Source organism: Chryseotalea sp., assembly GCF_057350905.1.
The window spans coordinates 21913-41678 of record NZ_JBMRCF010000012.1 but is presented as its reverse complement, the minus strand read 5'-3'; the positions used below and the strand labels follow the sequence as shown (position 1 = coordinate 41678).

Here is a 19766-nt window from a genome sequence, read left to right as displayed (position 1 = left end):
TTCCACATTCAAAATTTCAAATTCAAAATTTGAAATTTGAAATTTTGAATTAATTTATTTTATCCATCAAATAAGCAATCTGCACAATAGGCAAATACAAGAATGAGCCGAACATGATGCGCAAGGCCGCATTTCTGTCGCCCTCTTTCAATAAATAAAATGTTTGTGCTAAAAACAGTACACCACAAACCGTTGCCACAATTGCAGAGTTAATACCCGTAATACCAAACTTGGCCGGTAATAAACCCAATGGAATCAGGAACAAGGTGTAAATCACAATCTGGATCGCTGTGTTAAAATCACGCTGACCGCCAGAAGGCAAAAGCTTAAAACCGGCTTTTTTATAATCATCATCCGCTACCCATGCGATAGCCCAGAAATGTGGAAACTGCCAGATAAACTGTATACCGAAAATAATCAAAGCTTCATGCGAGATGCTACCGGTGGCGGCTGTCCATCCTAGGAGTGGTGGCAGTGCACCCGGAATGGCTCCTACAAAAACTGCAATAGGGCCTACTCGCTTTAAAGGCGTATACACAAAACTGTATAACACCATGGATAGAATAGATAAAGAGGTAGTGAGCAAATTGGTGGTAAGGTATAGCACCACAACACCCACTATAAAACAAACAATTGAAAAGTAAAGCGCTTCATTTACCGATAGCCTATTCGTTGGCAAGGGTCTGTTCTGCGTTCTGGTCATTAACTTATCCAGGTCTTTTTCTATGATCTGGTTAACGGTGACAGAAGCACCCGACAGCATAAAGCCACCAAAGAATACCCACATTAAATTGATCCAGCTGAGTTGCGGAGAAGCCAGCACATAACCAAAGGCACAAGAGAATGCGACCAGTGCAGACAGCCTGAACTTAAGCAACTCAAAGTATGCTTTTGCCTTTATGCCTATCAATGATGAACTATGTACTTCTTGTGTCAACATGCTGGTTAATTAACATCTCACTCCTTCCACTGTTCAGTTGTAGTGCCAATAAAAATTGCAGACCAACTGTAATCGATGCAACGGTTAAATGAACAGGTTGTAAAAAGGCTGGAATCGCAAAATAGGCCATTCCGATACCTGATAAAATCGTGGTCAAAATTAACACAGCCAATGAGTATGGTAAAATTTTTGAGCCCTCACTTTTCAGTAATTTCCAAAGTAATACTACATGGGCCACTACAATGAGCCAGGAGAAAGTACGGTGTATCACAAAAGAGGCCCAGGAAGCCTCTATCCACGAAGACCGGGGTAGCAATGCTGCTGCTGCCACATCAATGGCTTCGCGCACCTGCGTTCCCAACACAATTTGTACCAGCAACAAAATGATGCAAAGGATCAATAAAGACAAACCATAAGGCACATTTCTTATTTGCTTATCCTTATCACTTTCAAAATAGAGGTAAACCAATAAGGCGACAATAACCAACGCCAGCAACATGTGCACCGTTACTGTCCAGGGTGTTAAATTGGTAGATACCACAAATGAACCGATCCAGCCCTGGAAACCAACCAGAAAAAAGGTTGCAAAGCCAAGCAGGGTAATTTTTTTATCCCACTTCCAGAATTTTATAGAAGCGATAAATACAGCAAAGATTAACAGCCCTATAATTACTCCAATAATGCGGTTTATATACTCGACCCAGGTTTTAGTAGCGTTGAAATCAGCTTCTAATAAAATGGATTTATCATTCAGAATCTTTTCAGCTGTTTGTGTCATGCCCAGCTTTTCTAAATAATTAGCAAAACGTACATTTTTCTTTTCACGATGGGCTGCGTAAACTTCTTTGTAGTTCGCTGGAAGTTGCTCAACAGTTGTGGGTGGTACCCATGAACCAAAACACTTGGGCCAATCGGGGCAGCCCATACCTGAGCCTGTGCTGCGTACGATCCCTCCTACCATGATCAAAAGGTAGACGGCAACCAGTGTAAGAAGGGTAAGTTTTCTAAAAAACCTCATGGCTATAAAAAATCAAGGTTCAACGTTTAACGCTGAACCTCGAATTTTGATTTCATATTAAAGACTAATGTTTATCAGGGGTAATAGAACCATCTGAAGACTCAAGTTTTATCTGATCGTTTTCACCAGGTAAATTAGACTCAGGTGTTTCAGAGAATGGTATGTGTTGTGGAATGTAATCTTCCTTCGCACCAGGCTTGCTGTAATCGTAAGGCCAACGGTACACATTAGGAATAGCACCAGGCCAGTTACCATGCCCAACGTTTACAGGTGTAGTCCATTCTAATGTATTCGATTTCCAAGGGTTAGCACTTGCCACACGACCTCTGAAAATACTGTAGAAGAAGTTAAACAAGAAGATGAATTGTGCTGCCAATGTTGCCACGGCTGCCACACTTACCAGCATGTTCAAATCTGTGAAGCCACTAAAAGTTTCAAAGTTTGTCCATGTGTAATAGCGTCTTGGGAAACCTGCAATACCAATGTAATGCATAGGGAAGAACACCAGGTATACACCTACGAAAGTGATCCAGAAATGGATATGACCTAAACGTTCATCCATCATGCGACCGAACATTTTAGGGAACCAGTGGTAAACACCGGCCATCATACCAAAGAAGGAAGCACTACCCATTACCAGGTGGAAGTGAGCCACAACGAAATAGGTATCGTGTAATTGAATATCCAAAGCAGAGTTACCAAGGAATACCCCTGTAATACCACCTGTTAAGAAGAACGAAACAAGACCTATAGAGAATAACATCGCTGGTGTAAAGCGGATATTACCTTGCCACAGCGTAGTTACATAGTTGAAGATCTTCACTGCAGAAGGCACTGCGATAATTAAAGTCAACAACATAAAGATTGATCCTAAGAAAGGATTCATACCCGTTACAAACATGTGGTGAGCCCATACGATAAAGGATAGAATACCAATGAATAACATCGAACCAATCATGGCCTTGTAACCGAAGATCGGTTTGCGGGCGTTTGTAGCAATAATTTCAGATGACAGACCCAAAGCAGGAAGCAATACAATGTATACTTCAGGGTGACCTAAGAACCAGAATAAGTGCTGGAATAAAATAGGGCTACCACCCACATTAGGCAATGCTTCACCGGCAATATAGATGTCGGATAAGAAGAAGCTTGTTCCAAAGCTGCGGTCAAAAATCAATAACAAGGCAGCAGAGAACAATACAGGGAATGATAATAAACCGATTATGGCAGTAAAGAAGAATGCCCAGATTGTTAATGGCATGCGCGTAAAGGACATACCTTTTGTACGCATGTTAATTACTGTAGTGATGTAGTTGATACCTCCTAACAGTGAACTAACAATAAACAATGCCATGGATACTAACCACAAAGTCATACCCATACCAGAACCTTTAATGGCTTGAGGCAAGGCGCTTAATGGAGGATAAATTACCCAACCACCACCGGCAGGTCCGTCTTGCAGGAAAAGCGATGTAAACATGATCACGCTGGATACAAAGAAGAACCAGTATGAAAGCATGTTCATGAAACCTGATGCCATGTCGCGGGCACCAATTTGCAATGGAATAAGGAAGTTAGAGAAGGTACCGCTTAAGCCGGCAGTTAACACGAAGAATACCATGATGGTACCGTGCATGGTTACCAGGGCTAAATAAAATTCAGGATCCAGTTTACCTTCTGGTGTAATCCAACCACCCAATACTGGTTTCAACCAGTCCAGGTTCATGTCAGGAAAGCCTAACTGAAGACGGAAGATTACTGATAGTGTACCGCCTAATAAGGCCCAGAAAATACCAGTGATCAAAAACTGCTTAGCAATTACTTTATGATCTTCGCTGAATATATACTTTGTCCAGAAATTACCTTCATGGTGTTCGTGCTCGTGGTCGTGACCATGATCATCATGTCCGTGAACAGCACTGTGTACGTGAATGTCTGTTGTTGCCATGTTCCTTATCTATCTTAATTCACACTGATTGCCTGATTAACACTTTGCGCAGAGGTACTTAATGACTCCACGGGAATACCTGCACTGATCATGGCTGCTTCACGCAAACCGGCAGGTACTTTATCTAGGTATGAAGGATTTTGCTTCAACCATGCTTCCTGAGATTTTTTCCAGGTTTCAAATTCTTCCTGAGAATGAACCACCACTGCCATCTTCATGGAGAAGTGACCGCGACCGCAAATTTCAGTACATGCCATCTCGTAGTTGAAGTTAGGATTACCTGTTTCTTCTCTCATCTGAGCAGTTGTTTTAGTAGCCGTAAACTTAAAATGAGTAGGCATACCCGGTACTGCATCCATCTTCACACGGAAGTGTGGCAAGAAAACGCTGTGCAATACATCCTTCGCTCTGATCTTTAATAAGATTTCTTTGCCTGCAGGAATGTGTAACTCTAATGATTTAAAATCATCGAAAGAGTTTTTATCATTCAGGTCTAAACCAAATTCATTTCCGAAGTTATCAATGAGTCTGTAATTAACTGTACCTAACTGGTTGTCTTTAGTACCTGGGTAGCGGGCAGTCCAGGCAAATTGCTGGCCTACTAATTCTACTACCTCCGCTTCTGCAGATGCAGGTGCTGTGATTTCGTTCCATGATTTTAAACCGGTGAAGATCAACAAGGCCAATACTATGGCAGGAATGATTGTCCAGGCTAATTCAAGGTAATGGTTATCAGGATAGAATTTTGCTTTTCTGTTCTCGTCATATTTATACTGATACGTAAATACAAACATGATAATGGTAATGATGACGAAAGCCGCCACAACTACTGCCATGGAAACCCAGAACAACATGTCTGTTTCCGCACCGTGTATAGAAGCTACCGGTAAGGTGTACTCATCAAAATGAGCCCATGAATACCAGAAAAATGCTGCTAGACCACCAATCATGAAAATCATGAATAGGTTGCCGTGCACGCCATTGTTCTTACTTACTTCATCTTGCTGTTTACCCTTCGCAATACCAACTAATCTGCTTACCCTGAAAATCAGGTAGAAGATGGTTAGCACCAGTACTACCCCAATCCCAATTATCAAACTCATCATAAACGTATACTATTAAATATGGTGATGTAAACTTTCCTGTAACATAGGGTGATTCTTTCCGATCAGCGGAAGCTTGGTTAAGCCATTCAACACAACCAGCAAGAAAGCACCTAAGAATACCATGAACAATCCTATTTCTAGGAACCCGATGGCTCCTTCATATTTCATTACACCCGGTGTAATCATATTATAAAAATCAAACCAGTGTCCAATCATGATAATGGGAGTCACCACTCTTAACATAGAGATTTGTCTCTTTGCATCTCTTGTCATTAATAACAAGAATGGCAATACAAAGTTTAAGAGAAGGTTGGTATAAAATATCCAGCTATAAGGACTGGTGCGCATACGTTCAATGAAGTAAACTGTTTCTTCAGGGATGTTGGCATAATAAATCAACATGAACTGGCTGAACCAGATGTATGTCCAGAAGATAGAGAAAGCAAAACAGAATTTACCTAAGTCGTGTAAGTGATTAGCATTAACCACTTTAAGGTAACCAGCGTTTTTCAGACTGGCTACAGTAAAGGCTAGAAATGCCAAACCTGTAACCCACCAGCTGGCAAATACATACCAACCGAACATGGTACTGAACCAGTGTGCGTCAATACTCATTACCCAATCCCAGGCAGCTACTGATGAACTTACAGCGAAGAATACAAGGAACCATGCTGAAGTGCTTCTTGATTTGTACCAGTGTTGCGTATCTGCGTTCAAATCCTCTGCTACCATTCTCTTTTTGATGGCCAGGAAGAACATGTACCACATACCAAAGAACAATACCATTCTGACGATGTAGAAAAGCGGGAAGGCTCCTGCGTGTAAAGGCCAGAAGAAGTAAGGTGCTTTTTTAGTTAAGATCTTGTCAGCGGCCTCACCTTCGTACACATCATGGTGTGTCCAATGGAAAAGATCACCTTTTACCAAAAAGAACAAAATGAGGGTAAGAATACCAGCGATAGGGATCCAGCGCCCCATGGCCATCGCCACTCGTTGCATACCGGATGACCAGCCTGCTTGTGCAGCATACTGAATACACACAAAGAATAAACCTATGATACCCAAACCTACAAAGTAGATGTTGTTCATCCACAAAGACGTATACAAACGCTTTAACCAGGTAGGGCTACCGTGGTGTTCTTCGCCTGCGGCAGGTTCAGCCGCTGCTTCTGCACTGGCTACTAAAGAGGTTGAAATTTCGGAAGAGGCATGACCTTCACCGTGGCCTGCGTGACCACTGTTCATGGCCATGATAAGACCGAGCACAAACAAAACTAAGCCCACCCCTATCAGGATGAATAGTTTGCGCTTCGTTTCTGGTTTAAAAACGTACTGCTCGGCTTCTACTGCTATGTGATGACCCATTGTCTATTGAGTTGATCGGTTATTCAAAAATTACTTTTGCAATACTTTTACATATTTGGCAATCATCCAGCGCTCTTCGGCACTCATCTGAGAACCATGTGCCCACATCAGGCCTTTGCCATTTGTGATTACGTGGAAGATATGACCCTCTGTAATGTTCTTGTAAGCATCGCCTTTTAGGTTGGCAACACCTGCATATTTATCTGCTACTTTACCATCACCGGCACCTTTGGCACCGTGGCAATGCTGGCAATAGGTTTCGTATAATACTTTACCTTGTGCAAGCACTTGCGCGGTTGAGTCTAAAGGATTTTTCAATCTTTTAGCTGCCAGCTCAAGGCTGTCTTTAGGAATACGGTAAGGCAACCAGCCATTTTTATTTCTTGGCACTGTGTTGGCCGGAGGTGTTCTCATGTTCATGAAAACGCCCATAGCTGATACGTTAAGCGTATTGCTATTAAAGAATTCGGCATGACCGTCAGCATACTCTATAGAAGTTAACCAACGACCAGCACCAGGATCTGTGATCTGGCTGTATGGTTCGTAGGCTACTGAGTGGTACATGTTAGGTGCATATTCAACTCCCTGATTGTTACCGCCAGCGCTACACGCTGCCAATACAACTGAGGCACCTAAACACACGATTACACTTTTTACAATGTTCATATCAGTATCTAAACGGTTATTCAAAATTCTTATCGTTTGCTTCAGAAGCACCTGCTTCTTTCAAAATACGCTTAATGTCTTCTTTACTCTTACCTGCATTCAAGGCAAGGTCAATCGCCATCACGTGCTTGTCGTCAGTGCTGCGCAGATCAAACTGACGCGGCCACTTGTATGGCTTCATGTCGCTTACGATCATAAAAGTTGCTACCATACCCAAGGCGGCTAGCAGTACAGTTAATTCGAAAGTAACGGGAATGAATGGCGGCAGAGAAGCGAAATTCTTACCACCAATAATCATAGGCCAGTCGTAACCAAGCATCCAGATTTGCATTGTTAGCGCGAGCGAGGTGCCTATCATACCAAAAATGAAAGCGGCCATGGGCAGACGGCTTCTCTTATAACCGAGTACTTCATCTAAACCGTGAACAGGGAATGGAGAATATACTTCGTGAATTTTCACTCCGTTGCCTCTCACCTTCTCTACACCTTCGAGTAGGATATCCTCATCATCAAAAATGCCTACAACAAAATTCTTATTTGCGTCCATGCTATCTGATTATGCGTGTTGTTTTTCTGATACTTTTTTATCGGCACCAACATTTTCTGAGTTGTGCTTCACAATGCTTTTCACTTCAGCCATGTTGATTACCGGGAAGAACTTGGCAAACAATAAGAAGGCTGTAAAGAATAATCCGAAGGTGAAAAGGTATTCACCGATATCATACATCGTAGGATGGAACATTGTCCAGCTTGAAGGAATGTAATCTCTGTGGATTGAGGTAACAATAATTACGAAACGCTCGAACCACATACCGATGTTCACCACAATTGATAAGACAAAGGTTGCTACCAAACTTGTTCTGATTTTTCTGAACCAGAAAAGCTGCGGAGATATTACGTTACAAGTCATCATTGACCAGTAAGCCCATGCATATGGACCTTGCACACGGTTGAAGAAAGCATAGCCTTCATATTCAACACCTGAATACCAGGAGATAAATAACTCAGTGATGTAGGCCACGCCTACAATAGAACCCGTTACGATAATAACGATGTTCATCAACTCAATGTGGTAAATGGTAATGTAATCTTCTAGCTTAAATACTTTACGCGTAATTAAAAGCAGGGTCAATACCATGGCAAAACCTGAGAAGATCGCACCCGCAACGAAGTAAGGCGGGAAGATCGTAGTGTGCCATCCAGGAATGATAGAAGTCGCGAAGTCGAATGATACGATTGTGTGTACTGACAATACCAGTGGTGTTGACAAACCAGCAAGGATCAAGGCAACAGATTCGTAGCGCATCCACGTTTTAGCACCACCTTCCCAGCCGAAGCTAAGGGCGTTGTAAACCGCTGCACGTACTTTGTTACCTGCTACCTGCGCACGGTCACGAATCACTGCGAAGTCAGGAATTAAACCAATGTACCAGAATACCAATGATACAGTGAAGTATGTTGAGATCGCGAATACATCCCATAAGAGCGGTGAGTTAAAGTTAACCCAAAGTGAACCAAATGTATTTGGCAGAGGAAGTGCCCAATAGAAACCTAACCAAAGGCGGCCCATGTGAATAAGCGGGAAAGTAGCCGCGCAAATAACGGCAAAGATTGTCATCGCTTCTGCAGCGCGGTTGATGGACATTCTCCACTTTTGGCGGAACAATAAAAGAATAGCGGAGATCAATGTACCTGCGTGACCAATACCAACCCACCACACGAAGTTAGTGATGTCCCAGGCCCAACCTACAGTTTTGTTCAAACCCCACATACCGATACCGTTCCAAAGTACCATGCATACGCAGTAAAATCCATAACCAAAAACCGCAAGGGAAATGGCCATGGCCAGATACCAAGATTTAGCCGGAGGATTTTCTACATGCCTGGATATATCGTGAGAAACATCGTGTACGGTTTTACCACCGGTTACCAGCGGGTCGCGTACTCCTGAAACTACCTGCATATTTCGTTATCGTTAGTCGTTATGTGTTAATCGTTTATTAAGCTTTCGCTGAATCTTTATTTCTGATCTTGCTCAGGTAGAAGATGTTTGGCTTCACACCAATTTCTTCCAGCACTGTATAGGCACGTGGGTTATCTGCAATCTTATCAATGCCGTAAGGCTTGTCAGGATTTGCAGGACGTAACTTCAACAGTTTAGAAATTTTGCTTTCAGGGTTATTCATATCACCGAAAGTGATAGCGCCTGTAGAGCAAGATGTCTGACATGCCGTGGTTACTTCACCATCCTGCAGTTCACGTCTCTCTCTCTTCGCAGTTAATTTACCTGCCTGGATCTTCTGAACACAGAATGAACATTTCTCCATCACACCACGTGAGCGAACGGTTACATCAGGATTCAACACCATTTTACCGATGTCTGAAGTTTGAGCAACGTTTGATTTCTCAAACTGCTTGTTATCATGGTACTTAAACCAGTTGAAACGTCTTACTTTATAAGGACAGTTGTTTGCGCAGTAACGTGTACCGATACAACGGTTATATGTCATCTGGTTCAAACCTTCTGAGCTGTGTGTAGTAGCTGCAACAGGGCATACTGTTTCGCAAGGTGCGTTGTTACAATGCTGACACAACATCGGCTGGAACACCACTTCAGGATTGTCTGAAGCATCTTCCAAACCTTTCCAGTCTGTTACCTCTGCATCGCTGCTATAGTAGCGGTCGATACGTAACCAATGCATTTCTCTGCGGTTGATTACTTCTTCGCGGCCAACAAGGGCTACGTTATTTTCTACGTTACAAGCCACAACGCAGGCAGCACAACCTGTACATGTGTTCAGGTCAATGGCCATACCCCAATGGTGGTTCTTGTAATCGTGACCTTTCCACATAGAAAGTTCACCCGGCTTCACCTGATGATCTTCATCTAACCAGGTAGCTACTTTAGGTGCAAATGACTTTGTTAATATTTCAGGATTCTCCTTAACATCATTTGAAACAAACTCGCGGATAACAGTCTGACGACCCATGTAAGTATGGTGCGTTTGTGTCTGCGCGATCTGGTAATCTTCGTTTAGTAATTCAAACTTAGCCTCAGCTGCACTGAAGTTCAACGATCCGTTGGTCATGCTAACCATAGGATATACGTTCTCTCCGATACCATCAGCTACTTTACCAGCCTTGGTACGACCATAACCAATGGCTACGGCTAATACACCTTGTGCCAGACCTGGTTGAATCAACACCGGTAATTTTACAGTTTTACCATTAGCCGTTACGTTGGCATAGCGTGTTTTGCTTTCAGGATTGGTTATGCCTGCTGCCGCTGCATCTTTTTGAGAGATCAATACATAATGATCCCACACTGCTTTGGTGATAGGCTCAGGTAATTCCTGTAATAAAGGATTGTTTGCCTGAGAACCATTGCCGACTGTTCCATTTTCATAGATAGCCAATTCGAAAGCTGCACCTGATTTATAGTTGGCTGCAATCGCGCTTGCTGCTGCAGACACGTTGCCTGCAAATGATACTGAAGCTGCTTCAACCGGCATTTCAAGTACACCATCGTACAAGCACTTATCCCAGAAGCTTTGGAAATTACCGCCCTTGAAGAAACGGTTCTTCCAGTTATTTTTTACGAATTCAAAATAGTCAACATTGCTTTCGCCAGCCCACACCATGAAGCTCTCCTGAGCTGCACGTGTTTTGAAGATTGGTGTAATAGCAGGTTGTGCTAAGCTGAAGTGATTTTTCTTTGGTTCAGCATCGTTCCATGCTTCCAGGTAATGATGATCTGGGGCCAAGAAAGCTGTCATAGAAGCTGTCTCATCTTCTTTGTAAGAAGTTGATAAGCTTAAGCTAACATTCTTTAAAGCGGCACCGATCTTATCACCCATTGGATGATCGTACACCGGGTTACAGTTAAAGAAAATAACACCGGCTACTTTGCCACCTTCCACTTCGCTAACGAAGTTGGCCATGGCAGTATCATCACCCTGACGGAAATAAACAGGCAGATGAGGAAGGATGGTAACACCATAGCTTCCTAACATATCGTTGATTCCGTTTACTAAAACCTGAATAGCTTTATCATTAGAACCTGCTACTACCAAGGCTTTGCCTCTGTTAGCCCAAAGTTCCTGTGCAGCTTTTTTCAAATAATTTTTCTCAACACCACCACTTACTGTTGCGCGACCTGCAAGACTTGCAATCTCATTATATAAAGCAACTACTACAGCGCCTTCTTCAGAAGGTTTGATTTGTGAGCGGTAATCTGCGTTTGCACCCGTCACAGAAAGATTAGATTCGAACTGGTAGTGACGAGAGATGTCGTTCTTACCTTCACCGGCATCGCGGGTTAGTGCATACTGCTTGGTGTTTTCAATTGGAGATCCCCATGCATTCAGGAAATCAGCCGCTACGCTCACAATCACTTTTGCCTTGCTGAAGTCGTAAGAAGGAATCATGGCAGTGCCAAATGATTCTTCGTTCGCTTTCGCAATACCGAAATGAGAGTTTTGATCGTATTGAATATGTTGTGTTGTAGGATACTTCGCTTTGAACTTATCGATAGCCGCTTTTGTGCTTGGGCTTAACACAGTATTGCTTACAATTCTGATCTGACCACCCGCTGCGTTGATTTCAGTCAACTTAGCTACAATGGCTTTGTCAAGATCTTCCCATGTTGTGTTTTTACCAGCAGCTTTAGGTGCGCGCAAACGATCGTTATCGTATAGAGAAAGCACAGATGCCTCCACTTGAGCACTTGTTCCACCCTTGGTTACACTTGATAAAGCATTACCATCTACTTTAATAGGACGACCTTCTCGTGTTTTCACCACAATAGAACAGTAGTCGCCACCGTTAATATAAGTAGAAGCATAGTAGTTAGCCACGCTTGGATCTAAATCAACAGGTTTATTAACATAGGGGATAGCTTTGCGGATAGGTGCTTCGCAGGCAGCCAAAGCCACTGCTGACACACCAAAACCCATCATCTTCAGGAAGTCCCTGCGAGAATGATCTAAGTTTTCTTCCGGAGGCGCTTCGGCAAATTCCTTGTGCGCATTTTGTACGAAATCAGGAGAGTTTGTTAACTGCTCCAATCCTTTCCAGTATACCTTCGTATTTTCCTTCATACGTTTATTATCGCGATCGTAGTAAGTTGATTTTCAGCTATTAATAGTGACACTTAGCACATTCCAAACCACCAATGTCTTCCACCTTCATCGCGCTCTTGCTCGACTTGTTGTGAAGTTCTACCAGTTTATCGTAATAAGCGTTGCCCTTAGAGTTTACATCTGTTTTTCTGTGACAGTCGATACACCAGCCCATGGTTAATAATGAGTGCTGACGAACAACTTCCATTTCTTGTATTGGACCGTGGCAAGTCTGACATTCAATACCACCTACATTAACGTGTTGTGCGTGGTTGAAATAAGCCAGGTCAGGCAGGTTGTGAATTCTAACCCACTGTATAGGGGTATTATTATCATAAGCAGCCTGGATTTTGCTGAGTTCAGCAGTTCCGTAAAGCGCTCCTTCTTTAATCTGGTTGTGGCAGTTCATACAAACATTCACGGAAGGAATGGTTGCACTCTTTCCTTTGGTTACACCTGTATGGCAATACTGACACTGAATTTCGTATTGACCTGCGTGAATCTGGTGAGAGAAAGCAATCGGTTGTTTCGGTGCATAGCCTTGCTGAACGCCTACAGAGAACAAGCCATTAATTAAGGCTTTAAATCCAAGTGCCGCTACAAAGAATATGACAATGAAAGTGAACCCGGAGCTTTTTAAAATGCTGTTTGTTGTAATGGGTGAGTGAACCAATTCTTTGTCTTCTGCGCTCAAATCTTTCTGATCGAGGAAACGCTTTAAAGCAGAAACCAGGAAGCCAAGGATAACAACCAGTAGAACAAGAATTAACACAAGCCCCGCAACGATGGCATTAAGGTAGGAAGATGGAATACCTGAACCTGCATCTCCTCCACCAGCAGTAGTTACAGGTACATCAGGAGCGGGAGGGCCCTTTATTGTCTCAGCTTGTACGTAGGCCAAAATCTGCATGATCTGCTCATCCTTGAACCCGGAGAAGGCAGTCATCTGTGTCTTGTTGTATTCGTTATACAGTTTTACTGCGTACTCATCGCCAGAAGCGATAACGCCTGCAGAATTTTTAATAAACGATTTAATCCAATCGATAGATGGGGCACGGTTGTACACATCAGCCAAAGCAGGACCTACCAGCTTTGAGTGAACCCTATGACAGGTTTTACAGTTCGCGTTAAATAGCGATTCACCTGCACTGATCGCAGCGGGATCAGCAGGGATATCTTGCGCGAAAGAAATGGAACAAAGAACCGTTAATAGGAGCGACAGGAAGGTAAACTTAAGTGTCGCAAGTTGAGTATGCTTTGTCATGTCTGGTTTAGTGTCCGGTTTTAAAGCAGAAGCCACAAATCTACTATCAGAAGTCATTTTTTCAAATTTATTTGACGTTTTAGGAACTCTTTCCAAAAACATTCTTCACGTTTTTTTCGGCAGCGAAGGTACGCTTACATTGGTGTGTTGAAATGCCTGAATTGTAATTTAGAATCTTTATAAATTAATTCTTATGAGCCCTTTTGAGTACGTCAGTGTATTGATTTCGATCATCCTTGGTTTAGGCATCACAGTTATTCTAACAGGCCTTGCGGACATCATCAAGCGGTGGCAAATGATCAGTCACTACTGGCCGTATGGTGTTTGGATACTGATTGTCTTTGTGTTACATATTCAAGAATGGTGGATAACGTACAGCCTACGGGCAGAAATGACCTGGACTTTACCGCTCTTTTTGTTCATCATCACCTACCCTATTGTGTTGTTTGTACTTGCTCATTTACTCTTCCCGCAAAAATGGTCAAAGGCAGGGCTTGATTTAAAGCACCACTACCTTAACCACTATAGAAAATATTTTGGTGCTGCGCTTTTACTTGTGGTAATCAGCATCTTACAAAATCATTTTATTCTGGACTACGCCATTGAGGAGCAGCTCGGACAATTTTTTGTAGCCTTTGTCTTTCTTACCTTACTAGGCTTAAAACAAATTCCTGAAAAAGCGCATGGAGCCCTGGCCCTACTCATGCTGATTTTGCTGGGCCTGAGTTTTATTTTAAATCCCGATGAACTGATTCTACGATGAACAAAAGTATAACCCTCACCTTCAGCGTTTTGATGATCTGTTCTGCCTGCCAATCTCAGGACGAATCTGTAAATCCTCAAAAAAATCTTACTGCCCATAGCCTTGGGTTGACCGGATCGGCTGCAGACGTTACAACGCAAAGTTCTTCCGGTATTGTTTTAATGGGCGGCAGCACAGACGTTGAAGAAGCGATCCGATGGATGATTACCAAGAGCGGTGGTGGCGATTTTGTAATCATCCGTTCTTCTGGTTCAACGGGTTATAATGATTATATCTACAATTTAGGTGGCATAAACTCTGTGGAGACATTCCTGCTGGACAGTCGCGAGAAAGCCAACGACCCCGCTGTGGGTAAACGCCTTCGCGAAGCCGAAGCCTTGTTTATTGCTGGAGGTGACCAAAGTAATTATGTGAAATTCTGGGCTGATACCGAGGTGTCTGCAGCCATTCAATACCTGGTTGAGGAAAAGAAAATACCGATTGGTGGCACCAGTGCAGGCTGTGCCGTTTTAAGTGAGTATGTATTTGATGCTAAGGAGGGTTCCGCACTTTCCGAGGAAGTTTTGTTAAATCCTTATCATACTACCGTGAGCCTTTCCAAAAGTTTTATCGAACTCCCCTATCTCAATAATGTAATGGCCGACCAGCACTATTCACAGCGAGGCAGAGAAGGCAGACATGTGGTTTTTTTGGCAAGGCTGCTCAAAGATTTTGGGCTAAGCAACGCTAAGGGTATTGGTGTTGATGAGAAAACGGCTGTTTGCATAAATGAAGAAGGGGATGCCGTAGTTTATGGATTAGGTAATGCTTATTTCATACAAAGCCGGGGTCTGCCTCCTGAAAAATGTGAAAACGCACAGCCCCTACAATGGAATCACAATCAGGAGGCACTTTCTGTAAAAATTGTAGCGGGAAACATAGCGGGCAATCCTGCCTTTAACTTATCGGCATGGCCCAGCTCTGCGGATCAGTACTGGTCTGTGGATGGAGGTGTTTTAAAAAGAAAGAACAACTAGAAGCAATCTATCTTTGATTATTTAAAGCAGGCATCTGGATTGCTTCCTCAACACAAACCCTATCCACGAGGCTCGCAATATCGATTCCTCTTATTTTTGAGATAGTTTTTCATCACTTCAGTTTAGACCAGCCTTCTTCAATGCCTAAACCAAACAGGGCGAAGTCATATTTAACAGGATCCAGCGGATCGAGTTTACGCAGGTTGGCTGTAAGCTCTAAGGCTGTTTGCCAATCGGTTGGTTTACGCTTGATCAACTTCAACTGACGGGCTACACGCTCAACATGTAAATCGCAAGGGCAAATAAGTTGTGCCGGCTGTATCTTTTTCCAAATACCGAAGTCTACACCTTGCTCATCGTTACGCACCATCCAGCGCAAATACATACTCAGGCGTTTACAAGTGGATTTACGTTCAGGTGTTGGTACGTGCTTCTTCGTGCGGTGTGGTGCATCGGGCAAGCTGAAAAACGTATGGTGGAAATTGATAAGTCCTTTCTCTATAGTTTCTTCTTTTTTATCTACCGCAAAAAGTGTTTCAAGCGATGGATGCTTTTTATAATGATGCGAAAGGAAGGCTAAAAAATAAAGGGTATCCGTTGCATTAAAAGTTCTGTGCTTGAAAGTGGTGAAAGTCTTTAAATCCTGTTCTGTATGATTCAGCATGAAATCATGCGGTGCATTATCCATCCTGTTTAACAGATCTGTACACTTATTTAACACTGTAATGCGTTGCCCCCAGGCCAGCATAGCCGCAAAGAAGCCCGCAATCTCTATATCTTGTTTCTTTCTAAAACGATGGGGTATACTGATAGGATCATTTTCAATAAAGCCCGGTTGATTAAACTGATCAACCTTTTCATCTAAGAAAGACTTGAGGTCACTAATACGAACTGCCTTCCTTGAGTGCTTCGACTTTGCCATCGGCTAATAAAAATTTAGTAGGCACTGTTTGTTTAGCGCCATTGCCTGGCAAAAGTACTTCAAAATGTAAATGGGGAGCACTGCTCCAGCCGGTATTACCACTTAAACCGATCAGGTCTCCCTTTTTTACCTGTTGCCCTACTTTTACGCGTACACCGTTTTGTTTCAAATGAAAATAATTACCGAAAGTACCATCACTATGGTAGATCAATACAAAGTTTCCCAGATCAATAAAATCGCGTGAAGCACCTCCCCTATTAGAATCCTGTTTGGTTTTAATCACAACGCCCTCCCTGGCAGCAACTATCTGCGTGCCTTCGGGCATTTCAAAATCAAGCGCATGTGTATCCATGTGTGAAAACTTACCAAAGTAGCCTTGCATCAATTTGTGCGGACGTGAAGAAGTGTATGGCAATAAGTACGGATAGTTGTCATCGTGCTTCGTGTTCAATAAATTACCCTGGTCGAAGCGATACTGAAATTTATAACTCCAGGATTTACCTTTTTGTTTTTGTTTAACAGAAAGCAGAAACTGTTTATTGGCCAGGGGTTCTATTATAAGTCTGGCTGGTAAAGGCATGGAGCTTTCCATGTTTTCAAATACATCGAATTTTATTTCGACCGTGTAATGGCAATAGTGAAGGCTGCGTGCATAAAAATTTATGGTTGTATCTGTTTTCTCAGAAAAAACTTCAACATCTTGTGCAGTTAAGCTGATGGGCAGGAGTACAATCAAAAAAATAAGATACTTCATATAAATTTCCCTTAGCTTAGTAAGACGAAAATAATATGAAAAAGTTCATTAAGGTTACTTTACTTTCCCTGATTGGTATTTTACTACTCCTTGTGCTGGTTGTAATCTACAGCTTCACCCCTATCATGGCGGGTATGGCTGCTAAAACTGCTTGCTCCTGTGTGTATGTTTCAGGCAGAACTGTTGAAAGCGTTCGGGAAAAAGAACTCACCGTTTTTCCTACCCTGTCCAGTGCCGGACTTGAAGTAAACACAAGCGATTCTTCAGTTACAGCCACAGTACTATTGGCTAAAGCAAAAGCGATATACCGAAAAGGCTTGGGTTGTACCTTATTAGCAGAGCGCAGCGAAGAACAAGTAAGAGCGCAGCAATTTAGCCTGCCGCAAACACCAGCTTACGCACACGATACACTGGCCTGGCCCATGGGCGATCGCTTACCTGATTCAATTGATGTGCGTATTGACCAGGCGCGCATAGACAAAGCGTTACAAGTTGCGCTGACTGAAACCGATCCGGCTAAACCTAAAAATACATTGGCGGTAGTTGTCTTATATAAAGGACAACTCATTGCTGAACAATACGCAGATTACATTACGCCCCAAAGCAAATTGATGGGTTGGTCTATGACCAAAAGTATTACCAATGCTCTAATTGGTCTGCTAGTAAAAGATGGTAAGCTTCGTATCGAAGATCCAGCGCCAGTTCCGGAATGGAAGAACGATGAACGTACCGTTATCACACTTAATAATCTTTTACAAGCCAGCAGCGGTTTGCAGTGGTCGGAAACTTACTTCAATCCTTTCCAGGATTTTCATCAGATGTTTATCTACAGCGATGATAAAGGTGGCTATGCCGCCAGTCGCCCGCTTGTTCAACAGCCGAATACACACTTTCAATATTCCAGTGCGTCTACCAACATTATGTCGCGCATGATACGCCAACAGTTGACGGATTCACTTTATCATCGTTTTCCATATGAACGACTCTTCTACAAAATCGGTATGTTAAACACCGTAATAGAACCTGATGCATCGGGTACTTTCGTAGGCTCGTCTTACAGTTTTGCCACCGCACGTGACTGGGCACGCTTCGGTCTACTCTATTATAATGATGGCGTATGGAATGACGAACGTATTTTACCGGAAGGTTGGGTGAAGTATACCACAACACCCGCTACAACGCCACCCCTGGGGGAATATGGTGCGCAATGGTGGTTGAATGCCGGAGCCAAAGGCAATCCACAAAACAGAAAATACCCGGAGCTACCGGCTGATACTTATTGGGCTGACGGTTTTGAGGAGCAATATGTGATGGTGATTCCTTCAGAAGATCTGGTGATTGTACGTTTAGGTATTTCCCATCATGGCTTTGATATGGTAGGCATGGTAAATGAAATCATCGCTTCTCTGCCGAATGAGTAATGTTTCGGTTCAAACAATTCAATATTGAAGACAATCGCTGCGCGCATAAAGTGGGTACCGATGGAACTTTGTTGGGTGCCTGGGCAAAAATATCTGATGCTAAACAATTACTCGACATCGGCACAGGCTCCGGACTGATTGCCCTGATGCTTGCGCAACGAAGTGCAGCTGACGCTCACATCGATGCTTTGGAGTTTTCGCATCCGGATTATAGTCAGGCAACTCAGAATGTAAAACACAATCCGTGGCCAACTAAAATACACGTACACCATACACGCTTGCAGGATTTTGAAACGGAGCAACGTTACGATCACGTTGTGAGCAATCCCCCTTATTTTAATAATAGTTTTAAACCCCCAGTAGCCAGCCGTGTTGCGCCCAGGCATACAGAAACCTTATCTTATAGTGAACTGCTGGAGTACAGCAAACGCTTGTTAACCGATACCGGCAAGTTGAGCGTAATCTTACCCTACACAGAGGGCTTGCAGTTTATTGCCTTGGCCAGGACTTTCAGTTTGTACATCAGCAGGCAATGGGGCTTCAGAGCGAGAAAAGAAAAGCCTATAGAGCGGTGGTTGCTTGAATTTTCTCAAGAAGAAGAAAAGCCAGAAGAAGGCGAAATACTTCTTTACGAGCAGGATGATGAGTGGTCGCTGGATTACCAAAAACTAACCCGCGAGTTCTATTTAAAGCTGTGATTATAAGCTTTATCGGTTAAAATTTCGAACCTGGAGAAATAAATATCTGCTGATTATCAGTGTTTTATACAAAAATAATTATATGTTAGAACATATATGTTTAAACATACGTTATACTTGCACCAACAAAACACACAGAAATTATGAAAAAGATTTACGCAGTAGTTGCCGCTCTATTTGTAGCCGCAACCGTTTCAGCGCAAAGCACCTGGAACATCGACAAGTCACACTCAAAGATCGGTTTTAGCGCTACACACATGGTAGTAGCAGAAACTGAAGGTACCTTCAAAGATTTTGATGCCACTGTAGTTAGCAAGGCTGACGATTTCAATGGTGCCGAAGTTAGCTTCACTGCTAAAGTAGCTTCTATCAACACTGAAAACGAAAAGCGTGATGGTCACTTGAAGTCTCCTGACTTCTTTGATGCTGAAAAATTCCCTGAAGTATCTTTCAAAGGTATTTTGGTAAAAGAAGGCAACAAGTACAAGCTGAAAGGTGATTTCACTATGAAAGGTGTAACCAAAAAGGCTGAGTTTGATGTAGTTTATGGTGGTTCTATCAACACAGGTCGTGGTATGAAAGCTGGTTTCAAATTAACCGGTGTTATCAACCGTAAAGATTTTGGTGTAAGCTGGAGCAGCACTTTAGCGGGTGGCGAAATGGTAGTAGGTGATGATGTGCAGATCAGCTGCAAAATTGAATTAGATAAAAAAGCTTAATTGAGCTTTACGGCAAAGCGGAATGGCACAAGCCGATGTTCCGCTT

17 protein-coding genes are annotated in these 19766 nt (G+C 42.8%); 5 read left to right on the top strand and 12 right to left on the bottom strand.

The genetic code is table 11. The features are described 5' to 3' along the window. Positions 1 to 49 precede the first annotated feature (49 nt). The 10 genes from cyoE to ACO1XM_RS15515 form a co-directional block, all read right to left on the bottom strand. Complete coding sequence (cyoE, locus tag ACO1XM_RS15560) at positions 50 to 940, bottom strand: heme o synthase (protein ID WP_486230625.1); 891 nt, start codon at positions 938 to 940, stop codon at positions 50 to 52. Beyond that, positions 918 to 1958, bottom strand: a complete 1041-nt coding sequence (locus ACO1XM_RS15555; RefSeq protein WP_486230623.1) for a COX15/CtaA family protein — start codon at positions 1956 to 1958, stop codon at positions 918 to 920. The genes cyoE and ACO1XM_RS15555 overlap by 23 nt, the downstream gene beginning before the upstream one ends. Positions 1959 to 2022: 64 nt before the next feature. Beyond that, a complete protein-coding gene (locus ACO1XM_RS15550; protein WP_486230621.1) occupies positions 2023 to 3906 on the bottom strand; it encodes a cytochrome c oxidase subunit I in 1884 nt (627 codons plus the stop codon). A 14-nt stretch (positions 3907 to 3920) separates the two neighbouring features. Beyond that, positions 3921 to 5012: a cytochrome c oxidase subunit II gene (locus ACO1XM_RS15545; protein ID WP_486230619.1), complete on the bottom strand. Its 1092-nt coding sequence runs from the start codon at positions 5010 to 5012 to the stop codon at positions 3921 to 3923. A gap of 12 nt (positions 5013 to 5024) precedes the next feature. After that, a complete protein-coding gene (locus ACO1XM_RS15540) occupies positions 5025 to 6377 on the bottom strand; it encodes a quinol:cytochrome C oxidoreductase (RefSeq protein ID WP_486230617.1) in 1353 nt (450 codons plus the stop codon). A gap of 30 nt (positions 6378 to 6407) precedes the next feature. Then, complete coding sequence (locus ACO1XM_RS15535) at positions 6408 to 7043, bottom strand: c-type cytochrome (protein WP_486230615.1); 636 nt, start codon at positions 7041 to 7043, stop codon at positions 6408 to 6410. Positions 7044 to 7059: 16 nt separating this feature from the next. Next, entirely contained in the window at positions 7060 to 7590 is a 531-nt protein-coding gene (locus ACO1XM_RS15530; protein ID WP_486230613.1) for a DUF3341 domain-containing protein, read from the bottom strand. A gap of 9 nt (positions 7591 to 7599) precedes the next feature. Next, positions 7600 to 9006, bottom strand: coding sequence for an NrfD/PsrC family molybdoenzyme membrane anchor subunit (nrfD, locus tag ACO1XM_RS15525; RefSeq protein ID WP_486230611.1), 1407 nt, complete (start codon positions 9004 to 9006; stop codon positions 7600 to 7602). Positions 9007 to 9043: 37 nt separating this feature from the next. Further along, on the bottom strand, positions 9044 to 12142 hold the full coding sequence (locus ACO1XM_RS15520) for a TAT-variant-translocated molybdopterin oxidoreductase (protein ID WP_486230609.1): 3099 nt from the start codon (positions 12140 to 12142) through the stop codon (positions 9044 to 9046). A 40-nt stretch (positions 12143 to 12182) separates the two neighbouring features. Further along, positions 12183 to 13484 (bottom strand): cytochrome c3 family protein, encoded by a 1302-nt coding sequence (locus tag ACO1XM_RS15515; RefSeq protein WP_486230607.1) that lies wholly within the window; start codon positions 13482 to 13484, stop codon positions 12183 to 12185. A 136-nt stretch (positions 13485 to 13620) separates the two neighbouring features. On the opposite strand from ACO1XM_RS15515, the gene ACO1XM_RS15510 reads away from it, so the two are divergent. Both ACO1XM_RS15510 and ACO1XM_RS15505 read left to right on the top strand, forming a co-directional pair. Beyond that, complete coding sequence (locus tag ACO1XM_RS15510; protein WP_486230605.1) at positions 13621 to 14190, top strand: hypothetical protein; 570 nt, start codon at positions 13621 to 13623, stop codon at positions 14188 to 14190. Continuing rightward, positions 14187 to 15206 (top strand): cyanophycinase, encoded by a 1020-nt coding sequence (locus tag ACO1XM_RS15505; protein ID WP_486230603.1) that lies wholly within the window; start codon positions 14187 to 14189, stop codon positions 15204 to 15206. The genes ACO1XM_RS15510 and ACO1XM_RS15505 overlap by 4 nt, the downstream gene beginning before the upstream one ends. 112 nt (positions 15207 to 15318) lie before the next feature. On the opposite strand, the gene ACO1XM_RS15500 is transcribed toward ACO1XM_RS15505, so the two are convergent. Both ACO1XM_RS15500 and ACO1XM_RS15495 read right to left on the bottom strand, forming a co-directional pair. Next, positions 15319 to 16128: a TIGR02757 family protein gene (locus ACO1XM_RS15500; protein ID WP_486230601.1), complete on the bottom strand. Its 810-nt coding sequence runs from the start codon at positions 16126 to 16128 to the stop codon at positions 15319 to 15321. Continuing rightward, on the bottom strand, positions 16088 to 16882 hold the full coding sequence (locus ACO1XM_RS15495; RefSeq protein WP_486230599.1) for a M23 family metallopeptidase: 795 nt from the start codon (positions 16880 to 16882) through the stop codon (positions 16088 to 16090). Before ACO1XM_RS15495 ends, ACO1XM_RS15500 begins: the two co-directional genes overlap by 41 nt. 35 nt (positions 16883 to 16917) lie before the next feature. Between ACO1XM_RS15495 and ACO1XM_RS15490 the strand changes: the two genes are divergently transcribed. The 3 genes from ACO1XM_RS15490 (at position 16918) to ACO1XM_RS15480 (ending at position 19720) form a co-directional block, all read left to right on the top strand. Next, entirely contained in the window at positions 16918 to 18303 is a 1386-nt protein-coding gene (locus ACO1XM_RS15490) for a serine hydrolase domain-containing protein (protein WP_486230597.1), read from the top strand. Further along, entirely contained in the window at positions 18303 to 19001 is a 699-nt protein-coding gene (locus tag ACO1XM_RS15485; protein WP_486230596.1) for a tRNA1(Val) (adenine(37)-N6)-methyltransferase, read from the top strand. Before ACO1XM_RS15490 ends, ACO1XM_RS15485 begins: the two co-directional genes overlap by 1 nt. 143 nt (positions 19002 to 19144) lie before the next feature. Next, positions 19145 to 19720: a YceI family protein gene (locus ACO1XM_RS15480; protein ID WP_486230595.1), complete on the top strand. Its 576-nt coding sequence runs from the start codon at positions 19145 to 19147 to the stop codon at positions 19718 to 19720. The last annotated feature ends 46 nt before the right edge of the window (positions 19721 to 19766 follow it).

Excerpts from the sequence above, each read along its gene's own strand:
- cyoE (WP_486230625.1), bottom strand. The coding sequence starts at position 940 with ATGTTGACACAAGAAGTACATAGTTCATCATTGATAGGCATAAAGGCA.
- ACO1XM_RS15555 (WP_486230623.1), bottom strand. The coding sequence starts at position 1,958 with ATGAGGTTTTTTAGAAAACTTACCCTTCTTACACTGGTTGCCGTCTAC.
- ACO1XM_RS15550 (WP_486230621.1), bottom strand. The coding sequence starts at position 3,906 with ATGGCAACAACAGACATTCACGTACACAGTGCTGTTCACGGACATGAT.
- ACO1XM_RS15545 (WP_486230619.1), bottom strand. The coding sequence starts at position 5,012 with ATGATGAGTTTGATAATTGGGATTGGGGTAGTACTGGTGCTAACCATC.
- ACO1XM_RS15540 (WP_486230617.1), bottom strand. The coding sequence starts at position 6,377 with ATGGGTCATCACATAGCAGTAGAAGCCGAGCAGTACGTTTTTAAACCA.
- ACO1XM_RS15535 (WP_486230615.1), bottom strand. The coding sequence starts at position 7,043 with ATGAACATTGTAAAAAGTGTAATCGTGTGTTTAGGTGCCTCAGTTGTA.
- ACO1XM_RS15530 (WP_486230613.1), bottom strand. The coding sequence starts at position 7,590 with ATGGACGCAAATAAGAATTTTGTTGTAGGCATTTTTGATGATGAGGAT.
- nrfD (WP_486230611.1), bottom strand. The coding sequence starts at position 9,006 with ATGCAGGTAGTTTCAGGAGTACGCGACCCGCTGGTAACCGGTGGTAAA.
- ACO1XM_RS15520 (WP_486230609.1), bottom strand. The coding sequence starts at position 12,142 with ATGAAGGAAAATACGAAGGTATACTGGAAAGGATTGGAGCAGTTAACA.
- ACO1XM_RS15515 (WP_486230607.1), bottom strand. The coding sequence starts at position 13,484 with ATGACTTCTGATAGTAGATTTGTGGCTTCTGCTTTAAAACCGGACACT.
- ACO1XM_RS15510 (WP_486230605.1), top strand. The coding sequence starts at position 13,621 with ATGAGCCCTTTTGAGTACGTCAGTGTATTGATTTCGATCATCCTTGGT.
- ACO1XM_RS15505 (WP_486230603.1), top strand. The coding sequence starts at position 14,187 with ATGAACAAAAGTATAACCCTCACCTTCAGCGTTTTGATGATCTGTTCT.
- ACO1XM_RS15500 (WP_486230601.1), bottom strand. The coding sequence starts at position 16,128 with ATGGCAAAGTCGAAGCACTCAAGGAAGGCAGTTCGTATTAGTGACCTC.
- ACO1XM_RS15495 (WP_486230599.1), bottom strand. The coding sequence starts at position 16,882 with ATGAAGTATCTTATTTTTTTGATTGTACTCCTGCCCATCAGCTTAACT.
- ACO1XM_RS15490 (WP_486230597.1), top strand. The coding sequence starts at position 16,918 with ATGAAAAAGTTCATTAAGGTTACTTTACTTTCCCTGATTGGTATTTTA.
- ACO1XM_RS15485 (WP_486230596.1), top strand. The coding sequence starts at position 18,303 with ATGTTTCGGTTCAAACAATTCAATATTGAAGACAATCGCTGCGCGCAT.
- ACO1XM_RS15480 (WP_486230595.1), top strand. The coding sequence starts at position 19,145 with ATGAAAAAGATTTACGCAGTAGTTGCCGCTCTATTTGTAGCCGCAACC.